General features: G+C 68.1%; 11 protein-coding genes. 4 read left to right on the top strand and 7 right to left on the bottom strand.

What is annotated here, in order from left to right; all coding sequences use genetic code 11:
* Nucleotides 1–12: 12 nt before the first annotated feature.
* Together clpB and ABGB08_RS01110 are read left to right on the top strand one after the other, a co-directional pair.
* The gene (clpB, locus tag ABGB08_RS01115; RefSeq protein WP_347584905.1) at nt 13–2,697 is read left to right on the top strand and encodes an ATP-dependent chaperone ClpB; all 2,685 of its coding nucleotides are present in this window, start codon (nt 13–15) and stop codon (nt 2,695–2,697) included.
* A 165-nt stretch (nt 2,698–2,862) separates the two neighbouring features.
* Nucleotides 2,863–3,618 (top strand): hypothetical protein, encoded by a 756-nt coding sequence (locus tag ABGB08_RS01110; RefSeq protein ID WP_347584898.1) that lies wholly within the window; start codon nt 2,863–2,865, stop codon nt 3,616–3,618.
* Nucleotides 3,619–3,675: 57 nt separating this feature from the next.
* Here the strand turns inward: ABGB08_RS01110 and ABGB08_RS01105 are convergent, their stop codons facing one another.
* The 7 genes from ABGB08_RS01105 to ABGB08_RS01075 all read right to left on the bottom strand — a co-directional run bounded on the left by ABGB08_RS01105 (nt 3,676) and on the right by ABGB08_RS01075 (nt 9,504).
* A complete protein-coding gene (locus ABGB08_RS01105) occupies nt 3,676–4,209 on the bottom strand; it encodes a tetratricopeptide repeat protein (RefSeq protein ID WP_246268176.1) in 534 nt (177 codons plus the stop codon).
* A gap of 415 nt (nt 4,210–4,624) precedes the next feature.
* Complete coding sequence (locus tag ABGB08_RS01100) at nt 4,625–5,278, bottom strand: TetR family transcriptional regulator (protein ID WP_347584885.1); 654 nt, start codon at nt 5,276–5,278, stop codon at nt 4,625–4,627.
* A 70-nt stretch (nt 5,279–5,348) separates the two neighbouring features.
* The gene (locus ABGB08_RS01095; protein WP_347584877.1) at nt 5,349–6,644 is read right to left on the bottom strand and encodes a DUF2252 domain-containing protein; all 1,296 of its coding nucleotides are present in this window, start codon (nt 6,642–6,644) and stop codon (nt 5,349–5,351) included.
* 67 nt (nt 6,645–6,711) lie between these two features.
* A complete protein-coding gene (locus tag ABGB08_RS01090) occupies nt 6,712–7,779 on the bottom strand; it encodes a CapA family protein (RefSeq protein ID WP_347584870.1) in 1,068 nt (355 codons plus the stop codon).
* 163 nt (nt 7,780–7,942) lie between these two features.
* Nucleotides 7,943–8,146, bottom strand: a complete 204-nt coding sequence (locus ABGB08_RS01085; RefSeq protein ID WP_347584850.1) for a DUF397 domain-containing protein — start codon at nt 8,144–8,146, stop codon at nt 7,943–7,945.
* A 264-nt stretch (nt 8,147–8,410) separates the two neighbouring features.
* Nucleotides 8,411–8,605 (bottom strand): DUF397 domain-containing protein, encoded by a 195-nt coding sequence (locus ABGB08_RS01080; RefSeq protein WP_347584843.1) that lies wholly within the window; start codon nt 8,603–8,605, stop codon nt 8,411–8,413.
* A gap of 35 nt (nt 8,606–8,640) precedes the next feature.
* Entirely contained in the window at nt 8,641–9,504 is an 864-nt protein-coding gene (locus ABGB08_RS01075; RefSeq protein ID WP_347584837.1) for a helix-turn-helix transcriptional regulator, read from the bottom strand.
* A gap of 349 nt (nt 9,505–9,853) precedes the next feature.
* Between ABGB08_RS01075 and ABGB08_RS01070 the strand changes: the two genes are divergently transcribed.
* Together ABGB08_RS01070 and ABGB08_RS01065 are read left to right on the top strand one after the other, a co-directional pair.
* Nucleotides 9,854–10,075 carry a hypothetical protein gene (locus ABGB08_RS01070; protein WP_155353853.1) on the top strand — a complete coding sequence of 74 codons (222 nt, stop codon included), beginning with the start codon at nt 9,854–9,856 and terminating at the stop codon, nt 10,073–10,075.
* A gap of 137 nt (nt 10,076–10,212) precedes the next feature.
* Nucleotides 10,213–12,345, top strand: a complete 2,133-nt coding sequence (locus ABGB08_RS01065) for a molybdopterin-dependent oxidoreductase (protein ID WP_347584832.1) — start codon at nt 10,213–10,215, stop codon at nt 12,343–12,345.
* Nucleotides 12,346–12,383: the final 38 nt, after the last annotated feature.

Genomic DNA, 12,383 nt, shown 5'->3' with positions numbered 1-12,383 from the left:
GGGGCCACGACAATGGACTACAAGCTCACACAGAAGAGTCAGGAAGCCCTCGCGGGGGCGATGCGCCGCGCGGCGGCGGAGGGAAATCCCGAAATTTCGCCCGCGCACTTGGTGACCACGTTACTGGCGCAGACCGGGGGCACGGCCGTGCCGCTGCTGGAGGCCGTGGGCGCGGACTGGAAGGTGTTGCGCACCCAGGCCGAGCACCTGCTGGCCGGGCTGCCGAAGGCGCAGGGGGCGACGGTGGCCGCGCCCGCCACTTCGCGGCAGCTGCTGACGGTGCTCAACACGGCCGCGCAGCGGGCCAAGCAACTGGAGGACGACTACGTCTCGACCGAGCATCTGCTGGTCGGCCTGGCCACCGACGGCGGAGCGGTCGCCGACCTGCTGAAGGCCCAGGGCGCCACCTCAAGCGCGCTGCTCGACGCGTTCGAGAAGGTGCGCGGCCACGCCCGGGTGACCAGCGAGACCCCCGAGGACACCTACCAGGCCCTGGAGAAGTACGGCGTCGATCTGACCGAGCGGGCCAGGAACGGCAAGCTCGACCCGGTGATCGGCCGGGACGCCGAGATCCGCCGGGTGGTGCAGGTGCTCAGCCGCCGTACCAAGAACAACCCGGTGCTGATCGGCGAGCCGGGGGTGGGCAAGACCGCCGTGGTGGAGGGCCTGGCCCAGCGGATGGTCGCGGGCGACGTGCCGGAGAGCCTGCGCAACAAGCGCCTGGTCTCGCTGGACCTGGGCGCGATGGTGGCGGGCGCGAAATACCGGGGCGAGTTCGAGGAGCGGCTGAAGGCCGTGCTGAACGAGATCAAGGAGAGCGACGGGCAGATCGTCACGTTCATCGACGAGCTGCACACCATGGTCGGGGCGGGCGCGGCCGAGGGCGCGATGGACGCGGGCAACATGCTCAAGCCGATGCTGGCCCGCGGCGAGCTGCGCATGATCGGCGCGACGACCCTGGACGAATACCGCGAGCGCATCGAGAAGGACCCGGCGCTGGAGCGGCGGTTCCAGCAGGTCTATGTGGGCGAGCCCAGCGCGGAGGACACGATCGCCATCCTGCGCGGGTTGAAGGGCCGCTACGAGGCCCACCACCAGGTGCAGATCTCCGATGGCGCGCTGGTCGCCGCCGCCACCCTGTCCGACCGCTACATCACCGCGCGCTTCCTGCCGGACAAGGCCATCGACCTGGTGGACGAGGCGGCCAGCCGGCTGCGCATGGAGATCGACTCCCGGCCAGTCGAGATCGACGCGCTGCAGCGCGTGGTGGACCGGATGAAGATGGAGGAGCTCGCTCTCGCCAAGGAGACCGACGAGGCCAGCCTGCAGCGCCTGGAGAAGTTGCGCGAGGAGCTGGCCAACCGGCAGGAGGACCTGAACGGCCTGGTCGGGCGGTGGGAGCAGGAGAAGGCCGGGCTCAACCGGGTCGGCGACCTGAAGAAGCAGCTCGACGACAGCCGCAGCACGGCCGAGCGGGCCCAGCGGGACGGCAAGTTCGAGGAAGCCGCCCGGCTCATGTACGGCGAGGTGCCCCGGCTGGAGAAGGAGCTGGCCGAGGCCACCCACGCGGCGCAGCGCGAGCAGACCATGGTCAAGGAGGAGGTCGGCCCCGACGACATCGCCGAGGTCATCTCCGCCTGGACCGGCATCCCCGCCGGGCGGCTGCTGGAAGGCGAGACCGCCAAGCTGCTCCGGATGGAGGAGGAGCTGGGCAAGCGCCTGATCGGCCAGCGCGCCGCCGTCCAGGCCGTCTCCGACGCGGTACGGCGAGCCAGAGCGGGCGTCTCCGACCCCGACCGGCCGACCGGCTCGTTCCTGTTCCTCGGCCCGACCGGCGTCGGCAAGACCGAACTGGCCAAGGCGCTGGCCGACTTCCTGTTCGACGACGAGCGGGCGATGACCCGCATCGACATGAGCGAGTACAGCGAGAAGCACAGCGTGGCCCGGCTGGTCGGGGCGCCGCCCGGATATGTCGGGTATGAGGAGGGCGGGCAGCTGACCGAGGCAGTGCGGCGGCGGCCGTACACGGTGGTGCTGCTGGATGAGGTGGAGAAGGCGCATCCGGAGGTCTTCGACATCCTGCTGCAGGTGCTCGACGACGGGCGGCTGACGGACGGGCAGGGGCGCACGGTCGACTTCCGGAACACCATCCTCATCCTGACCTCGAACATCGGGTCGCAGTTCCTGGTGGATCCGCAGCTGGAGAACGGGGCCAAGCGGGAGGCCGTGATGGGGGCCGTGCGGACCGCGTTCAAGCCGGAGTTCCTGAACCGGCTCGACGACGTGATCCTGTTCGACGCGCTCGGCTCCGAGGAGCTGTCCCAGATCGTGGACCTGCAGGTGGAGCACCTGGCCCGGCGGCTGGCCGCCCGGCGGCTCACGCTGACCGTGACTAGGGCCGCGCGGGACTGGCTCTCGCTGACCGGCTACGACCCGATGTACGGCGCGCGCCCGCTCCGGCGGCTGGTGCAGTCGGCCATCGGCGACCAGCTGGCCAAGGAGCTGCTGGCCGGGCAGGTCAGGGACGGCGAGGAGGTCATCGTCGACCTGGACGAAGGCGCGGACAGCTTGGTGGTCCGACCCGCCGGCTTGGCCGCGCCTGTGTCTGGACTGAGGAACGCAGGGAGCGCAGCGACCGGAGAGACGAGGGAAGACGCAGGCGCGGCCAAGCCCGCCGTGCCGGAGGCGCGGCCATGAACACGGCCGCGCCTGTGCCCGAAGACGCGGGCGCTCCGGGGGATCGGCCATGAATACAGCCGCGTAAGGTTCTCGCCACGCTTGGGGCAAGCGGGCATCTCCCCCTGGGACCGCGGGCTACGTTCGGCGCTTGTCGGACTACCGTAAGCGAACAGGGGGACATGCGTGTCACGCAACATCGGGCGGTGCGGTGCCGTGCTGGCGGCGGTCACCGTCGTGGGAGTCGCCTGGGCCGCCCAAGCCCAGGCTCAGGTTCGGGTACATCCGGGGGCGGCCGACAGCTGCGCCCGGGCGGCCGTGGTCGGGCTAGCCAACAAGGTCGCCAACAAGGTCACGGCGACGACCGGAGCGGTGGCCGGGCGGAACGGCCGGGCCGCCGTCGGCACGGCGCTGGTGGCCGTGGGCCGCACCGGCGTGTTCACCGTGCTGCCGTGCGACGTGGATCCGCGTTCGCGGGCGGGCTACCGGCTGGCCTCCATCGCCGGGCTGCCGGGCCTGTCGGCGGCGTCGGGGGTGCTCAGCGTGGCCGACGCGGCGGGCGTGGCGGCCGGTTCCGGCCGGGTCACGCTGCCGGGGCTGGAGGGGAAGCCAGGTCTTCCGGACGTGCCGGGGCTGCGGGACGCGAGCTCGCTGGTCACGCTGCCAGAGCTGCCGGGCGTGCCGCCGCTCCCGGGGAAGCCGAAGTCGCCCGCGCCCAATCTGGTGCTCGCCAAGAGCATGCCCAGCGAGCTGAGCGGGGTGGCCGCCGGGATCCCGGCCACGTCCGGGCTGCCGGAGGCTCCCGCTGTTCCGGCGGTTCCCGCCGTACCCGACGACGAGCTGCTGCCCGCGGCGTCGCTGCTGCCGAAGGCCCTGCCGGACGCCCCCGGCACGGTCACCAAGATCGCCAAGAGCCTCCTGGGCGACACCCTGGTTCCCTGAGCCGCCACCAGGGACCACGAGAAGGGGCCGCGCATCCGCGCGGCCCCTTCTTTCGCGTCAGCGGGAGACGTCGAGCAGGGCGTCGAGGTCGTCTTCGGGGAGGCCGAGGTCGATGCGGATGCGGTAGCGGGTGCGGAGCAGGGCCTCGCGGAGCAGGCCGGGCGGGCAGGCGTCCACGCCGTCGGTGGCCCATTCGTGCGCGCCGTTGAGGTCACCGTACGCGGCGAGGGTCTCGGCGATGGTGAGGGCGGTCGCGGGAGTCCAGCCGGCCGTTCTGATGGTGGCGATCATGTCGACCGCCTCGTCGGGACGTTCCAGTTCGAAGAGGGTGTCGGCGATGCCCGCGCGCGGGTCCACCGGCGCCTCACCGCCGTCGTCGGCCGCCTGCTGGAACCGGTCGAGCGCGGCCGCCGGTTGGCCCGACTGCCGCCACTCCTCCGCCGCCAGGACGAGGATCGCCGCCCTCGACACCTCGCCGGTCTCGTACGACTGGGCGAGCACGTCCAGCTGACGGGCGAGGGCACCGTGGTCGTCGAGAAGGAGTGCCTGTTCGAGCAGACGATCAAGCTGCTCCCGCGTCACATGTGCCACAGGGATGAGGCTATCTAGAGAGGGGGGTCTTTGACTGGACAACGGCAGGCATTCGTCTGTCCACGATTGGTCCAGGATCAGTTCAGCCGCGTCTGCTGGTGAGCCGGACGGGCATATTTCCCTCGCCTGAGGTGCGTCGAGGGCGAGGGGGCTGCGGTGGCGAAATCCAAGCAGACGACCTTTACGCTCCTGTGTGCGGCCGTGCTGTCCGTGGCACTGCCGGGGTTCGCGGGGTACGCTTCCGCAAAGTTCGAGGCCTATGACCAGACGAAGAGGGAACTGGCCCGGTTGCGCGCCCAGCTCGACGAGCCCACCATCCAGGGGCCGAGGATTCAAGGACCACGAATTCACAAGCCGGGCGTGGCGAGACCCACGAACTCCCCGGAACCATCCGATCCCGCCATCGCGGGATATTTCATGGGCGTTCCCGGAGTTGCCGGGAGAGATAGCTGCGGATCAGCTCTTTGGCCTGAGCGATGATCTCGGGGGCGCCGTTGGGGTCGCGGCGGAACGCGAGCTTGAGCACCGCGTCCCCCGCTTCCACGGCGACCAGGACCGCCAGGTCGATGCGTTCGCTGTCGGCCATGCCGTACTCCTCGAGGAGCATGCCGCGCAGGCGTCCGGCGATCACCGTGTTGCTGTCGGAGACCGAGTCGAGCAGGTTGAGGTCGACCGCGTCGCTGAAGTGCAGGGAGCGGAAGCCGGGCACGGTTCGGTGCATGTCGACGTACTCGTCGATGATGGTGTCGACCGCGCCCCACCATCCGTCGAAATCTTCTGACATGAACCGGCGGCCGACCCGGGATACGAACAGCTCCACGTTGCGCCGGGTCAGGGCCTGGCTGATCGCGCGTTTGTCGGGGAAGAACTGGTAGACCGAGCCGATCGCGACCCCGGCGCGTTCGGCGATGCGGGTGGTCGACAACGATTCGTAGCCGACTTCGTCCAGGAGTGAGGCGCACGCGTCGAGCATGCGCTCGACGCGTCGCGCGCTGCGGCGCTGCGTGGGCCGACGGCGTAACGAGGAGGGTTCCAGGTCGTCGAAGTCGTCAAGTGGCTGGCTGGACACTCCCCCATTTTGCCCGTTCTTCCGAGCATGGTCAGGTCTTTATCGGCTAGTTCCCCATTTCACGTACTGCTTACAGCCCCGGGAAACGCCCGTTGCGGAACAGGTCCACGAAAAGCTGGTGATCCTGGCGGGCTCGCGCGCCGTAGGCGTGGGCGAAATCCACGAGCATCGCGACGAACCCGTCGTGGTCGCCGTTGACCACGCCCGCGATCGCCTCCTCGGTGGAGAAGTCGACCAGGTCGTGGCTGGACTCGTCGTCGGCGACCGAGTGCATGCGCGCGACCGCCCGCCCGAGGTCGCGCACCACCGACGACAGGTCTCCCGGCTCGTTGACGTCGCTCCAGTCCAGATCCGCCGAGTACGGCGACACCTCAGCGACCAGCTGCCCGACCCCGTTGAGCACCGTGTAGCCAAGCCACGGATCGGCGTAGGCCTGCAACGCCCGCTGCGACTCCGCCGTGCGATGCCCCTGATGCCGGAAATATCCGTGCACCTTCTCGTCGGCGATGTAGCGCGCCACCGCCGGGACCTGCGCCTGCTTCATGTACAGGATCACGTCGTTCTCCAGCGCCTGCGTGTGCCCTTCGAGCAGCAGGTTGTAGGACGGCAGCCCCGCCGACCCGATCCCGATGCCCTTGCGCAGCGCCACATCCTTGATCACGTGCTCGACCGGGTTGAGCGGCGCGGGCAGCGTGCCCAGATAGTCCTGGAACGCCTCGATCACCGTGCCGCGGGTGATCGCGTCCACCGGCAGCCGGCTCTCGGTGATCGTGAACCGGCGCTCGAAGTTGTCGATCGTGGTCTCCAGGTCGAGCATCGACACCCGGGTGTTCAGCCGCGCGGTCTGCAGCACCCGGTGCAGCACCCCGGCGGTGGTGTCCAGCGTGAGCGACCCGATCGCGTCGTCCCCGCCGTGCGCGATCCCGAGCAGTTCCCCCAGGTAGGAATGCGCGAAATCCCCCACCAACCTGGTGATCACCTCATCGGAGAGCGCCTTGGCGTACCCGATCAAGGCGACACTCGCCACGAACCTCTTCAAATCCCACGTGTACGGCCCGACATACGCCTCGTCGAAGTCGTTGACGTTGAACACCAGCACCCCGGAGGCGTTCATGTACGTGCCGAAGTTCTCGGCGTGCAGGTCGCCGTGGATCCAGACGCGGCGGGTGAGATCGTCGAGATAGGAGTCGTCGGCCAGCTCAGCGGACAGATCCGCGTAGAACAGGCACGCGCTGCCGCGATAGAACGCGAACGGCGTGGCCGCCATCTTCCGGAACTTCCGCTGGAAGGCCGCCGGTTCCCGGGCGATCGAGTCTCCGAACTCGGCCAGGAGAACGTCGAGAATGTACTGAGACCGCTGCGTCATGAGTGGACGTTAATGCCGCAGCCGCGTCTTGCACCATGACAGGTCGGGGAAATTCTGGTGACTCCAGTTAGGACGGTTTCGCTGTCAGGCCCGTACAGGAGCGTAGAGCCCGCCAGTTCGCGGTCGCCTGCTTGCCCGCGGACCCGGTGACCGGCACGGGCACCCCTCCGTTGATCCGCGCGGGAGTCCACTGATCTTTCAGCACCCGGCGGCCGTTGATGGTCAGGGTGAGCACCCCGGTCTGCCCGGTTTCCGGCCCCCAGTTGTAGAACACGAAGTTGCCGAGCCCGTAGCTCACGTAGCTCTTGTCGAGGTAGCCGGCGCCCAGCAGGATGTGCGCGTGCCCGCCCACGATCACGTCGGCGCCCGCCTCGACCAGCTTCGGCGCCAGCGCGCGCTGCGCGTCGTTGGGGCATTTCTGCAGCTCGGTCCCCCAGTGCAGGTGCACGATCACCGTGTCGGAGTTCTTGCGCGCGTTCCGGACCGCCTGTAACAACCGCCCCTCCTCCTTCGCCGATGCGAGCCCGCCCTTCGTGCTGGTGGCCGTCCAGGCCGAGATGAACTCGGCGTCCAGCACCTGCGTCGCCCCGATGATCGCGACCCGGTTCCCGTTCACCGTGGTCCGCCACGGCCGGTACGCCTCCGCCGCGTTCTTCCCGATCCCCACGATCGGATACTCGGTGCGCTTGATCGCCGCCAGCGAATCCTGCAACCCGGTGTCCATGTAGTCCATGCCGTGGTTGTTCGCCATCGAGGCGACATCCACCCCGGCCGCCTTCAACGCCGTGAACGCGCTGGGCGGTGTCCGGAACGTGTACTGCTTGCCGGGCGCGGGCGTGCCACCCGTGGTCACCGCCGTCTCCAGGTTGACCATGGCCAGGTCGGCCCGCCTGAGCACCTTCGCGATCGGCCCGAGCGCGGTCCGCGGATTGGCATTGAGCCGGGTCCGCAGCACCCCCTCGAAGTGCACGTCCCCCCCGAACGCGATCGTGTACGGCTGGCGCACCGGTTTCGACGGCACCGTGGCCGTGGCCTCGGGCTCATCCACCGACTCGGAGACCGGCTCCCCCTCGGCCGCACTGCATCCCATCGCAAGCACGGCAAAGACGAGGACGGCCACCAAATTGCTCTTCACGCCCCTGAGCATGCCATCTCGGACGGCCTTCCAGGCAGCTCCCCGCACCACACTGGAAATATTCATTTATTTGAATGATTCAGCTTAGCGTCATGATTTCGCAAAGGCCTGCGTCCCCTCCCGGGGACGCGGGCCCTTCATACGTAAGGGCCCTCACGGGCCCTCAGAAATCGAACTCTCCGTCCTTGATCCCGGCGGACAGAGCCCGCCAATCTTCCACAGTCACGACGAGAGTCGCCCCGCTCCGGTCGTTGCTGTCCCTGATACCCACGTGCGTGAGACCCAGCCGGGCCACCTCAACGCAGTTCCCATTGGCGCTGTGGCGACTTTTACGCCAGTCGGCCTTGGACAGGTCGGAATCCAGCACTGCCCACCCCTTTTCGTCGAAGCTACCATAAGGATAAAGGCGTGCGAGGGATATCACAAGGTTACAAACCTAACCTAAATACCATCAATCGCGTTCCGGAGCGTGCCCAGCCTCCCCATGGTGTATAAACATGATCGTCAGAAGAATGATCTAGCAAAAATCGGCATATCAGGACAGACCGGCTTGATTTCTTGGCAGGAGTGGGGCCGGTCCTGGTGCTCATCTGAGACGGCTCCGGTGCAAGCGCGTCGGGGCCGTTTGCTGCTACAAGTCGAATTCAGAGCCCTTCACGCCCTGGACGAACGCGGTCCATTCCCCGGGAGTGAAAACCAGGGTGTTCCCATCCCTGTCCTTGCTGTCCCGGACCGCGACGTGCCCGCCGTCCAGCCGGGCGACCTCCACGCAGTTCCCGTTAGAGCTCCACGAGCTCTTCTTCCACACCACATCGTTCGTGCTCATACCTTGCTATATCCATCTCCGCGCCTTCGCCGGCCCTAGGCCTGCCAGTACGCCATCGTGTCCCGGATGAGACGCCGCGAGGTGGGCTCGCTGAGAGCCACCTTCATGAGGTAATCGAAGGCTCGTTCGTACAGAAAGACAGCTGTCGCGTCTTCGAGGAAACGGGTGCCCGTGAGATCTTCCAGGCACGCCGTGTCAGGGAAGTCGCGAAACTTGAAGTGGACAAAGGGACCTGTGGTCATCGGCAACTGAGTCGACTGGGTGATGATCCGCATCTCCACGTTCTCCCGGTCGGCGACCTCGTCCAGATGCTGGAGTTGCCTCCGCATCACGGCCTTGTCGCCCACCATGCGCTGGAGCACGGACCCATCGAAGATGGCCATCAGGCTCAGGGGCTCCTCGGCGTAAAGCACTCGGTGCTGGCGCTGCAGGCGCGCCTCGACCCGGCTGTGCAGAAACGCCGGCGGAATCTGATTGATCGGCTGGATCACGTTCCCCAGCAGCGCCCGGGCGTAGTCCTCGGTCTGGAGGAGGCCGGGCACCACGTGGGGTTCCCAGTTGCGCATCTCAATTGCTTCTGCCTCAAGCCCTATATATGCGATCAAGCCCTGGTCAAGGGCAGCGCCATGTTTCTCCCACCAGCCTTTTTGGGCGGCGTCCTTACGGATTTTGAGTACATCCCCTAAGACCACGCCATCCGCCCCGTACAGGTTGAGCAGGGCGGTGATGTCGTCCTCACTGGGGAGTGTCCTGGCGGTCTCGATACGACTCACCTTCGCGGCGGACCAGCCCAACTGCCGGGCCGCTTCTTCACCGGTGAACCTGGTGGTTTCGCGGAGTCGGCGTAACTCTTGACCGAGCCGTCGGCGGCGCGGCGTGGGTGCTTCGACGTCTGCCATCCCCACCACCGTCCCCTACTGCTCGCGCCAGGCTGGAGGGCTCCTATCGGAGGAGCCCTCCCTGCATCGTATGCAAATTGCATACGTTCTTGCACTGTATTCCTCGGGATTTGTTTCGTCATGTCTTGCAGTGGAATCTGTTCTGAGCGACCATCGAAACAGGAAGGAACATCGAAGATCACCGAGCCTGCCGATGATCGTCCGGCCTGGGCTCCGCTATCCGGCAAAGGCGCCGTTCCCCAACCCCGTAGATGTCCTTGCGACGAAGCAAGGAAAAGGCCGGGTCGAAGGCTGCCACCGACGACCCGGCCTGAGAGCTCCAGTCGAAGCCACCGAAAAGGAGTCTCCTATGCACTTCCACGGTACCAACGCCCTCTTGCTATGCAAGGCCCAGCTCATACTGCTTCTTGACGGTGCGGACCGGCGGCTCTGCGCGGACCAGGACCGCTGGGCCTACGAGCTGGAATGGACCATAACGCGGGCCGGCTTCGGCGCCCGGCAGTACCGCGACCCCCGCTTCGACCTCGTGCAGGAAGTAGAAGAGGCCGGCCGAATGGCCCTGATGAGCTGAGCCGTTTCCGCGCCTCCCCGCTGGAAAGGGTTCAGAAGGGCGCCTTGGCGGTCCGCGGGGGCGTCAGGGCGCCAGGAGGCCCCAGAACAGAGCTATATTCGGTTCTGGGGCTTCCGCCATTCCCCTCAGGAGCGCACATGAGCATCGTTTATCGAACCTGTCCGCTCTGCGAGGCCGTGTGCGGCCTGAAGATCACCCTCGACGATGCCGGACATGTCACCGATGTGCGCGGCGACCGGGAGGACCCCTTCAGCCGGGGATTCATCTGCCCCAAAGGCGCCTCGCTCGGCCGCCTCGACGAGGACCCCGACCGCCTGCGCGCCCCGCTCGTCCGGGACGGTGACCAGTGGCGCGAGGTCTCCTGGCCGGAAGCGTTCGCCGCCGTCGAACGCGGCCTGACCGCCGTACCCGGCCCCGCCCGGGCCATCTACCTGGGGAATCCGAGCGCACACACGATGGCCGGCGCGCTGTACGGCTCGGCGGTCGCCCGCAGCCTCGGCACCCGCGCCGTCTTCTCCGCCAGCACCGCCGACCAGATGCCCAAGCACGTCTCCTGCGGCCTGATGTTCGGCGACCCGCTGGCCATCCCGGTGCCCGACCTGGACCGCACGGCGTACCTGCTCATGCTGGGCGCCAACCCGCTGGAGTCCAACGGCTCGCTCTGCACCGCGCCCGACTTCCCTGGCCGCCTGAAGGCGATCAGGAAGCGCGGCGGGCGCCTGGTCGTCGTCGACCCGCGCCGGACCCGCACCGCCGACCTGGCCGACGAGCACGTCTTCGTGCTGCCCGGCACGGATGCGTACCTGCTGGCGGGCATCGCCCACACGCTGTTCGCCGAGGGTCTGGTCACGGTGGATACGCCGGTCAACGGCCTGGCCGAGGTGGAGGCCGCGCTCCGGGACTTCCCCGCCGAGCTCGCCGCGCGGGCGTGCGGGGTGCCCGCCGCCGTGATCGTACGGCTGGCGCGTGAGCTCGCCGCCGCCCCGAGCGCCGCCGTGTACGCCCGCCTTGGCACCTGTACGGCCGAATTCGGGACGATCACCCAGTGGCTGGTGGACGTGCTCAACGTGCTGACCGGCAACCTGGATCGGCCTGGTGGGGCCATGTTCGCTCGGCCGGCTACCGAACGGGCCGCGCGGCGCAAGCCGTACCGGACGGGGCGGTGGCACAGCAGGGTGCGCGGGCTGCCGGAGGCCAACGGCGAGTTGCCGGTGGCGACGCTGGCCGACGAGATCGAGACGCCGGGCGAGGGGCAGGTCAGGGCGCTGATCACGATTGCCGGGAATCCGGTGCTTTCGGCGCCCAACGGGGCTCGGCTGGATCGGGCGTTCCGGGGGCTTGAGTTCATGGTGAGCGTGGATCCGTACCTGAACGAGACCACGCGGCACGCGCATGTGATCCTGCCGCCGCCGCGGATTCTCAACTCTGGGCATTTCGACTTCGCGCTGCTGGGGTTCGCGGTGCGCAACTACGTCAGGTATTCGCCTGCGGCGCTGCCCCTGGACGGCGCGCCGGCGGAGACCGAGATCCTGGCCCGGCTGGCGATGATCGCGTCCGGGCAGGGTGCGGACGCGGATCCGGCGCTGCTGGACGAGCTCATCCTGAACGGTTTGCTCGGCGACTCCCCGGAACGGCGCGCCGCGCTGGACGGCTCGTCGGGGGCGGAACTGCGGCTGGACGCGATGCTGCGGCTGGGCCCGTACGGCGAGTGGTCCGGGGGCGGTGACCTGTCCTTGCGCAAGCTCCGCGAGCACCCGCACGGGATCGATCTCGGCCCGCTGGAGCCCCGGCTTCCGGGCAACCTGGCGACGGCTTCCGGCATGATCGAGCTGGCCCCGGAGGGGATCATGGCCGATCTGGTCCGGCTCCGCGCGCGGCTTTCTGCGGAAATACCGGAATTTCTGCTGATTGGGCGGCGGCATTTGCGGTCCAACAACAGCTGGCTGCACAACGTGGGGCCGCTGGTGGGCGGGAGCAATCAGTGCACGTTGCAGATCAATCCGGTGGATGTGGAGCGGCTGGGGCTTGGGCGGGAGGCGGTGGTGCGGTCGGCGAAGGGCGAGCTGACCGTGCCGCTGGAGCCGACTGACACGATCATGCCGGGGGTGGTGAGCCTGCCGCACGGCTGGGGGCACGAGGGCAGCGCGCAGGCGGTCGCGGCCAAGAACGCGGGGGTGAGCGTCAACGTGCTCACGGACGAGGACGTGATCGACCCGTTGTCCGGGAATGCCGTGTTCAACGGGGTTCCGGTGAGCTTGGCGATACGATGATCTTGCCAACTCGGCCGCTAAGGGTGATCACGTCCGAT

Source organism: Acrocarpospora sp. B8E8 (assembly GCF_039871605.1).
In the GTDB taxonomy this organism is placed as follows: domain Bacteria; phylum Actinomycetota; class Actinomycetes; order Streptosporangiales; family Streptosporangiaceae; genus Acrocarpospora; species Acrocarpospora macrocephala.
This window is presented reverse-complemented; position numbering and strand designations above follow the sequence as displayed.